Below are 10648 nucleotides of genomic sequence, written 5' to 3' on the forward strand. Positions count from 1 at the left end.
CTCCATTCTGAGCCTGCCGCTTGATGAAAACGATGAAGCGAACCCGCAGACGGAAACCACGGCGGATCATCTCGCTTATATGATTTACACGTCAGGAACGACCGGACAGCCGAAGGGTGTCATGGTCGAACACCACGCGCTGGTGAACCTGTGTTTCTGGCATCACGACGCATTCGCCATGACGGCCGAGGATAAAAGCGCCAAATACGCTGGCTTCGGTTTTGACGCCTCCATCTGGGAGATGTTCCCGGCATGGACCATCGGCGCGGAGCTTCATGTCATTGACGAAGCGATCCGGCTGGATATCACCCGCTTAAATCACTATTTCGAAGAGCACGGCGTGACCATCACTTTCCTGCCGACGCAGCTGGCCGAACAATTTATGGAGCTGGAAAATACCTCTCTCCGCATGCTTCTCGTCGGAGGCGACAAGCTGAAGCGGGCGGTGAAACAGCCGTACACGATCGTCAACAACTACGGCCCGACGGAAAACACCGTCGTCGCGACAAGCGGCGTCATTAATCCGGAGGAAGGATCGCTTTCGATCGGACGGGCGATTGCCAATACGAGAGCGTATATTCTCGGCGACGGCAATCAGGTGCAGCCGGAAGGCATTGCCGGTGAATTGTGCGTGGCAGGCCGCGGACTTGCGCGCGGATACCTGAACCGTGAGGAAGAAACGGCGAAGCGGTTTACCGCAGATCCGTTTGTGCCAGGCGAGCGCATGTACCGGACCGGGGACCTCGTCAAATGGAACGCGCAGTGCGGTATCGAATACATCGGCCGCATCGACCAGCAGGTCAAAGTGCGCGGCTACCGGATTGAGCTTTCAGAAATTGAAGTCCGCCTCGCGCAGCTTGCGGACGTTCATGACGCGGCGGTGACGGCGGTGGAAGACAAAGCGGGCAATACCGCGCTTTGCGCCTATGTCGCACCTCAGCAGGATGATATCGAAGCGCTCAAAGCCGCGCTGAAAGACACGCTTCCGGACTACATGGTGCCGGCGTTCTGGGTGGAGATGGACGAGCTTCCGGTCACCGCAAACGGAAAGATTGACAAAAAAGCCCTGCCGGCGCCGGACATTGAGGCGGGAAGCGCCGCGTACAAAGCGCCGGAAACGGAGATGGAGACGCTGCTTTCTGACATTTGGCAGGAAGTGCTCGGACTGGATCAGATCGGCGTAAGCGATAATTTCTTCACGCTCGGCGGCGACTCGATCAAAGGCATTCAAATGGCGAGCCGCCTGAACCAGCACGGCTACAAGCTGGAGATGAAAGACCTCTTCCAGCACCCGACCATCGAAGAGCTCGTCTCTTACGTGGAGCGGACCGAAGGCAAGCAGGCCGACCAGGGACCTGTCGAAGGCGAAGCAGAATTAACGCCGATCCAGCGCTGGTTCTTTGAGAAAAACTTTACGGACAAACACCACTGGAACCAATCCGTCATGCTTCACGCAAAAGACGGCTTTGATCCGGTTCTGGTGGAAAGAACTCTGCAAGCATTGATGGAACACCATGATGCACTGCGGATGGTTTACCGTGAGCAAAAGCCGTATTACAGAGGGCTTGAGGATGCGTCTGTTGAACTGAACGTCTTTGAACTGAACGGACTCAGCGAAGATCATGAAGACCGTATCGAACGGGAAGCAGACCGTCTTCAAAGCAGTATTTCACTGGAAGCGGGACCTCTGCTGAAGGCCGGGCTCTTCCGGGCGGAAGACGGAGACCACCTTCTCCTTGCGATCCATCACTTAGTCGTAGACGGTGTATCTTGGCGGATTTTACTGGAGGACTTCACCTCCGTTTATACACAGCTCAAGCAAGGCAATGACCCGGCGCTGCCGCCGAAAACACATTCATTCGCCGAATTTGCCGAGAGAATCAAAGAATACGCAAATACGAAGGCGTTTCTGAAAGAAGTTGATTACTGGAAAGAGCTTGAGGAAAAAGAGGTGTGCACTCAGCTCCCGAAAGACAGGCAGTCTGGGGATCAGCGCATGAGACATACAAGAACGGTCAGCTTCTCTCTGACGGCTGAACAAACTGAACAGCTGACCACAAACGTCCATGAAGCCTACCACACGGAAATGAATGATATTCTGCTGACGGCGCTCGGACTGGCGCTGAAGGAGTGGACGGGTGAAGACACGATCGGCGTTCATTTGGAAGGCCACGGACGCGAAGACATTCTTGACGGCTTGAATATCACCCGAACGGTCGGATGGTTTACGAGCATGTATCCGATGATCCTTGAGATGAAACACGCCGACGACCTTTCATATCAGCTGAAACAAATGAAAGAAGACATCAGGCATATCCCGAACAAAGGAGTCGGCTACGGCATTCTGCGTTATGTAACGGCGCCTGAGCATAAAGAGAATCTTTCGTTTGAGATTGATCCGGATATCAGCTTTAACTACTTAGGCCAGTTTAATGAGATGTCGGATTCCGGCTTATTTACAAGATCCGATATGCCGTCCGGACAATCGCTGAGCCCGGACACAGAGAAGCCGAATGCGCTTGATATTGTCGGATTTATAGAAAATGGGCAGATGACGATGACGTTTGCCTATCATTCTCTCGAATTTCATGAAAAAACCATTCAATCGTTCAGTGACAGCTTTAAAGGGCACCTCCTGAAAATCATAGATCATTGCCTGGCTCAAGACGGTCCTGAACTTACGCCTAGTGATCTTGGTGATGATGATCTGACGCTTGATGAACTTGATAAATTAATGGAAATTCTCTAACAGAAAAGACAGAGGTGACATATGAGCAAAAAATCGATTCAAAAGGTGTATGCACTCACACCGATGCAGGAGGGAATGCTGTATCATGCGCTGCTTGATCCGCATTCTTCCTCCTACTTCACACAATTAGAGCTTAGGATTCACGGAAGTTTTCAGCTCGAGCTTTTTGAAAAAAGCGTCAATGAGCTGATCCGGACATATGACATCCTGCGAACGGTATTCGTGCACCAGCAGCTTCAAAAACCGCGCCAAGTCGTATTGGCCGAGCGGAAGACGAAAGTGCACTATGAAGATATCAGTCAATTAGATGAAGCTCGTCAAACCGAATATATTGAACGCTATAAACGCGACGTGCAGCAGCAGGGCTTTCATCTGGCGAAGGATATTCTTTTTAAAGCGGCGGTATTCAGACTCAGTGAGAAGGAGCTTTATCTCGTCTGGAGCAATCATCATATCGTCATGGACGGCTGGAGTATGGGCGTTTTGATGAAAAGCCTGTTTCAAAACTATGAAGCGCTTCGTGCCGGCCGGCCCGCCGGAGGAAGCCAGGGCAAACCTTACTCTGACTATATCAAATGGCTCGGAGGCCGGGATTATGACGAGGCGGAACAATATTGGAGCAGCCGCTTGGCGGATTTCGAACAGCCGAGCCTGCTCCCGGGCCGTCTGTCAGCAGAAAAGAAAGACTATCAAAATGAAGAATATTCTTTAGTCTGGGATGAAGAGCTGGTTTCGCAGATTCAGCAGACCGCCAACCGGCATCAAGTCACGGGGCCTAACCTGTTTCAAGCGGTGTGGGGCGCAGTGCTCAGCAAATATAACTATACAGACGATGTGGTGTTCGGCACTGTTGTATCAGGCCGTCCTTCAGAAATCAACGGCATAGAAACAATGGCCGGGCTGTTCATCAATACGATCCCTGTCAGAATCAAGATTGACAAAGAAGCAACCTTTTCTGACGTGATGACGGCAGTTCAGAAAAACGCCGTGGAAGCCGAGCGCTATGATTATGTGCCGCTCTATGACATTCAAAAGCGCTCTGCTCTGGACGGCAGCCTTTTGAATCATTTGGTCGCCTTTGAAAACTATCCGCTGGACAAAGAGCTGGAAAACGGGGGCATGGAGGAAAGACTCGGCTTTTCCATTAAAGTTGAACATGCTTTTGAGCAGACGAGCTTTGATTTCAATCTCATCGTGTATCCGGGAAAAACGTGGACTGTCAAAATCAAATACAACGGAGCGGCTTTTGCTCATGATGCCATCGAACGAACGGCGCACCATCTGACCCGCATGATGAAAGCGGCGGTCGGAACGCCTGACGCGCCCGTGCGGGATCTCGGCCTTGTTTCAGGCGAAGAAGAGCGGCAGATTGTTGACGTATTCAATGATACGAAAACGGCGCTTCCGGAAGAGGAGGCCGTTCACCGTTTGTTTGAAGCACAGGCAAACCGGACGCCCGCAAGCATCGCGATAAAAGAAGAGGGGCGCGAATGGACGTACCGTGAAGTGAACGAAGCGGCCAACCGCCTGGCGAGATATCTTGTGAAGAACGGGCTGGAAAAAGGCCGGACCGCCGCTATTATGAACGACCGGTCTGCGGAAACCGTTATCGGCATGCTTGCCGTCCTAAAAGCAGGCGGCGCATATGTGCCGATTGATCCTGCTTTTCCGGAGGACCGTCTCCGCTTTATGGCGGAAGACAGTTCGATTCAGATCGTGCTGACAGTTCAGGACTATCTGGAGCAAGCGGGCGCATTGCAAGTCCCGGTCATCATGCTGGATGAAAGCGCGGATGAAACGGTAAGCGGAGCAAACTTGAGTCTCCCTGCCGGCGGAAACGACTTGGCGTATATTATGTATACATCCGGATCGACCGGCAAACCGAAAGGCGTCATGATTGAACACAGAAATATCATCAGGCTCGTCAAACATTCGAATTATGTGCCGGTTCATGAAGAAGACCGCATGGCGCAAACGGGAGCCGTCAGCTTTGATGCCGGAACCTTCGAAGTCTTCGGTGCATTGCTGAACGGAGCTGCGCTTTATCCTGTTAAAAAAGAGACGCTGCTTGACGCCGGACAATTCGCCCAATTTCTGAAAGAGCATCGGATCACGACTATGTGGCTGACGTCTCCGCTGTTTAACCAGCTTGCCCAAAAGGATGCCGGCATGTTTAACACGCTCCGGCACCTTATCATCGGCGGTGATGCGCTTGTGCCGCATATCGTCAGCAAGGTGAGAAAGGCGTCACCGGAGCTGTCTCTTTGGAACGGCTACGGCCCGACGGAGAATACGACGTTTTCGACGAGTTTTCTCATTGATCAGGACTACGACGGCTCGGTCCCGATCGGGAAGCCGATCGGAAATTCCACTGCGTACATTATGGACGAAAACCGCAACCTCCAGCCGATCGGCGCTCCCGGTGAGCTGTGCGTCGGCGGAAGCGGAGTGGCAAGAGGCTATGTGAATCTGCCTGAACTAACGGAGAAGCAATTTGTCCGCGATCCGTTCAGACCGGATGAAATGATATACCGGACGGGAGACTTGGCGAAGTGGCTTCCGGACGGCACGATCGAGTTTCTCGGCAGAATTGACAATCAAGTAAAGGTCCGCGGGTTCAGAATCGAGCTCGGCGAAATCGAGGCGAAAATCAGCCAGGTGCAGAATGTGACGGAATCTGCAGCTGTGATCCGGAAAAATAAAGCGGATGAAAATGAAATCTGCGCTTACTTTACCGCAGACCGGGACCTTTCACCGGAAGACCTGCGCAAAACACTTTCGGAATCACTACCTGAATACATGATTCCCGCGCACTTCATACAGATGAGTCAGTTTCCGCTGACGGCGAACGGAAAAATTGATAAAAAGGCGCTGCCTGAACCGCAGACTGAAGCCGTTCAAAAAGAATACGAAGCGCCGAAAACGGAAGCGGAGCAGAAACTCGCGGACATTTGGGAAGGTATTCTCGGCGTAAAAGCGGGTGTGACTGACAATTTCTTTACGATTGGCGGACATTCTTTAAAAGCCATGATGATGACCGCTAAAATTCAGGAGCACTTTCAAAAAGAAGTACCGATCAAAGTGTTATTTGAAAAGCCGACCATTCAGGAGCTTGCGCATTATTTGGAGCATGAGAGTGAGGAGGAGCAGCAGTTTGAACCGATACGGCAAGCGCCTCATCAGAAGCATTATCCTGTTTCCTCAGCACAGCGCAGGATGTATATCCTTAATCAGCTCGGACAGGCCAGCACGAGCTACAACGTCCCTGCTGTACTTCTGCTGGAAGGATCAGTAGACAAAAACCGCCTTGAAGAGGCCATGCAGGCATTAATCAACCGTCATGAGACACTTCGTACATCGTTTGACATGGCGGATGGAGAAGTCGTGCAGACCATTCATGAAAATGTGAGCTTTCAGCTGGAAACCGCCGAGGGCCGGGAAGAAGATGCGGAAGAGCTGACAAAAGCCTTTATCAGACCCTTTGCGCTCAACCGTGCGCCGCTCGTCCGTTCGAAGCTGATCCGGCTTGAAGCTGACCGTCATCTTCTGCTGATTGACATGCATCACATTATTACGGACGGAAGCTCTATGGGCATTTTCATCGGTGATCTGGCGAAACTTTATCAAGGCACGGAGCTTGCGCTGCCAAAGATTCATTATAAGGATTTTTCAGTCTGGCAGCGTGAAAAAGCAAATCTGGATCAGCACGAGGCCTACTGGCTCGAAACGTTCAAAGGCGATCTGCCGGTGTTGGATCTGCCGCTTGATTTCCCACGTCCTGCCGAGCGCAGTTTTGAAGGGGAACGCGTCATCTTCGGGCTTGATAAACAGGTGACGGCGCAGATTAAGACATTGCTGGCTGATACGGATACGACGATGTACATGTTCTTGTTAGCCGCTTTTCAAGTGCTGCTGTCCAAGTATTCAGGGCAGGAAGACATCATAGTCGGATCTCCGGCAGCCGGAAGACAGCATCCTGATCTCCAAGAGGTGCCGGGCATGTTTGTCAACACAGTCGCGCTTCGGTCGCATCCTGCCGGCAAAAAAACGTTCAAGCAATTCCTGGACGAAGTGAAGACGGCGAGTCTTCAAGCTTTCGAGCATCAAAGCTATCCGCTTGAAGAATTAATTGAAAAACTGCCGTTAACGAGGGACACAAGCCGGAGTCCGCTGTTCAGCGTGTTATTTAATATGCAGAACATGGAGATCCCGTCTCTGCGGCTCGGAGATTTGGAGATTTCTTCTTACTCCATACATCATCATGTCGCTAAATTTGATCTTTCCTTAGAAGCGGCTGAGCGCGGAGAAGAGGTCGGATTGAGCTTTGATTACACGAAAGCCTTATTTGCGGACGAAACCATCCGCCGCTGGAGCGCTCATTTTGTCAATCTGATTAAAGCCTGCGCTGAAAATCCGGATATTCAGCTGGCCGAAGCAAGCCTGTTATCTGAACCTGAGCGGGAAGCGCTCCTCTCTGATGAAAAACGTACGGAAGCGGATCTCCCTGAGGGCACTTTTGTTTCGCTGTTTGAACGGCAAGCGCAAAAAACGCCTGATCTCACGGCGGTTGCAGGCGGAACAAGTCTGACATACCGGGAACTTGATGAACAGTCGAACCGGTTTGCGCGCCATCTTCAGGCGTGCGGAGCGGGCAGTGAGGACATCGTGGCTATTATGATGGATCGTTCGGCCGACTTGATTACCGCGATTCTCGGCGTCATGAAAGCCGGAGCGGCATTTCTCCCGATTGATCCGGAGACTCCTGAAGAGAGAATCCGCTATTCTCTTGAAGACAGCGGAACGAAGCTTCTGGTCGTCAATGAGAGAAACATGACCGCTGCCGCCGTTTATAAAGGAAAAACGGTCGTAATGGAAGGCGGAGAATGGCGGAACGAAAGCGCCGATCGGCTCGAAACGAATCCTGACGCCGACCAGCTTGCATATATCATTTATACCTCGGGAACAACGGGCAAACCGAAAGGCGTCCAGCTGGAGCACCGCAATCTAGTCAATTATGTCACGTGGTTCAGCCGTGAAGCCGGTTTGACCGAAGCTGACAAATCCGTGCTGCTGTCTTCTTACGCATTTGATCTCGGATATACGGCCATATTCCCGATCCTTCAGGCGGGCGGCGAGCTGCACATTGTGCCGAAAGAGACGTACACTTCGCCTGACCAGCTTGGTGAATATATACAGAAAAACGGCATTACGTATATGAAACTGACGCCGTCATTGTTCCATATGATCGTCAATACTGCCCGTTTTACGGCAGAACGCCGTTTCAGCCCGCTTCGTTTAGTGGTGCTCGGCGGTGAAAAAATCATCACGTCCGATGTCCGCAAGTTTCATGACGTATACGCCCATACTGACTTCATCAATCACTACGGGCCGACAGAAACGACGATCGGCGCCATTGCCGGACGGATCAATATGGAACGGCTTGATCAATATGAGCAGCGTCCCGTCATCGGCCGCCCGATCGCAAATACCGGCGCCCTTGTGCTGGACGGATCAATGCAGCTCGTTCCTCCGGGCGCAAGCGGCGAGCTTTATATTACCGGGAAGGGGCTTGCAAGAGGATATCTTCACCGTCCGCAACTGACTGCGGAGAAATTTCTCTCAAATCCTTTTTCACCGGACAGCCTGATATACAAAACGGGAGATGTCGTCCGAAGGCTTTCTGACGGGACGATTGAATTTATCGGCCGCGCCGATGATCAGGTGAAAATCCGGGGCTACCGTATCGAATTAAAAGAGGTTGAAACCGTGCTGTTAAGCGTAAACGGCATTCAGGAGGCGGTCGTTCTCGCAGTCAGCGAAGGCGGACTGCCGGAACTGTGCGCGTACTATAAAGCCGACAGCGAGCTGAAAGGCTCTGAGCTTCGCAAACAGCTTTCCAAAACACTGCCGTCTCATATGCTTCCGGCCTATTTCGTGCAAGTAGACCGCATTCCGCTCACAGCCAACGGAAAAACAGATAAAAACGCCCTTCCGAAACCGGGCGCAAGCCAGACGGCGCAAACGGCTTCAGCCTTGCCGGAAACGGAGCTGGAAGAGAAGCTTTGCCACATTTGGCAAAAGACTCTCGGTGCGGATACGCTCGGCATCGACGATAATTTCTTTGATTACGGCGGGCACTCTTTAAAAGGCATGATGCTCCTTGCCAATATCCAGGCTGAACTGGACAAAACGGTTCCGTTAAAAGCGCTGTTCGAACAGCCGACGGTCCGTCAGCTTGCCGCATATATCGAGAATTCAGCGGTATCTGAGAAATATCGGATGATCTCACCGGCAGACAGCGCTGACGCATACCCTTTATCATCCGCCCAAAAACGGATGTACGTCCTGAACCAGCTTGACCGGGACACAATCAGCTACAATATGCCGTCCGTTCTTCTGATGGAGGGAGAAGTCGATATTTCAAGGCTTCAGGAAGCGCTCAATCAGATGATCAATCGTCACGAATCTTTGCGGACGTCCTTTATCGATCAAAATGGCCTGCCGATGCAGCGGATCACAGAACAGGCTGACATCGAACTTCACATCTTTGAAGCAGCGGATGAAGAGAAAGCTGATCTTATCATTCGGGCATTCATCAAGCCGTTTGATTTGAGTGCGGCTCCGCTCATTCGGGCCGCTCTTGTCAGACTGAATGAACAGAAACACCTCCTGCTGCTGGATATGCATCATATTATTGCCGACGGCGTGTCCAGAAGCATGCTGGTCAAAGAGCTCGCTCATCTTTACAAAGGCGGAAGTCTGCCGGCGCCGAGCCTGCATTATAAAGACTTCGCCGTCTGGCAGAATGAACCCGAGCAGGCCGAACGGATGAAAGAGCATGAGCAATATTGGCTCTCCGCGTTCTCCGGTGAACTTCCTGAACTGAACCTGCCGACCGATTTTCCGCGTCCTCCGGTTCAAAGCTTTAAAGGACAGTCCGTCCGCTTCAGAGCGGGGCGTGAAACGGAAAAAGCGGTGCGTGAATTAATGGAGCAATCGGGAGCGACTCTTCATATGGTGCTTCATGCCGCGTTCCATGTCTTTTTAGGCAAAATCACGGGACAGCGTGATATCATTATCGGCTCGGTAACTGCCGGAAGAACGAGCGCCGAAGTTCAGGAAATGCCGGGGATGTTTGTCAATACGCTTGCGCTTCGCAATGAAACGCGCAAAGAACAGACATTCGCCGGGCTGCTCGAACAGGTAAAACAAACCAATCTCGACGCGCTGGCGCATCAAGATTATCCGTTTGAAGATCTGATCGGAAAGCTTGACCTGCCGAGAGATATGAGCCGAAATCCATTGTTCCAAGTCATGGTGACGACAGAAGATCCGGATAAAGAAACACTGGAACTGGAGAACCTGCGCATCACTCCGTATGAGTCGAACCAAGGCACGGCGAAATTCGATCTGACACTCGGCGGCTTTACGGATCAAAAAGGCCTCGGTCTTCAGCTTGAATATGCGACTGATCTGTTTAAAAAAGAAACACTTGAAAAGTGGAGCGCCGGGTTCCTGCGGATTCTGAAGCAAGCGGCAGAAAACCCGGACAGAAAGCTGCCGGAGATTTCCCTGATCAGCGATGCTGAAAAACAAGCCCTCCTTGACGCATGGAAAGGAAAAACAATTTCCGTGCCGCGGAACAAAACGGTTCACCGTCTCTTTGAAGAAACGGCCGCCTGCCACGCGAACCGTCCGGCTGTGGCATACAACGGCGCGAAATGGACGTACGGCGAGCTGAACGCAAGGGCGAACCGGATCGCGCGCATTCTCATGGACTGCGGTGTTACAGCTGACGAACGTGTCGGCATTTTGACGAAACCGTCCTTGGAAATGGCTGCGGGCGTACTCGGCGTCCTGAAAGCGGGCGCGGCATTTGTGCCGATTGACCCGGATTAC

1 protein-coding gene and 1 pseudogene are annotated in these 10648 nt (G+C 52.0%); both read left to right on the top strand.

Annotated features, from left to right (window positions below; translation table 11 throughout):
• Positions 1–2749: pseudogene (srfAA, locus tag ACH32G_RS18795) on the top strand (surfactin non-ribosomal peptide synthetase SrfAA); the annotation flags it as partial.
• A gap of 21 nt (positions 2750–2770) precedes the next feature.
• Positions 2771–10648 (top strand): surfactin non-ribosomal peptide synthetase SrfAB (gene srfAB / locus ACH32G_RS18800; protein ID WP_448814693.1); only part of this gene is annotated, 7878 nt, incomplete at its 3' end.

Source organism: Bacillus sp. CIS52, assembly GCF_053545315.1.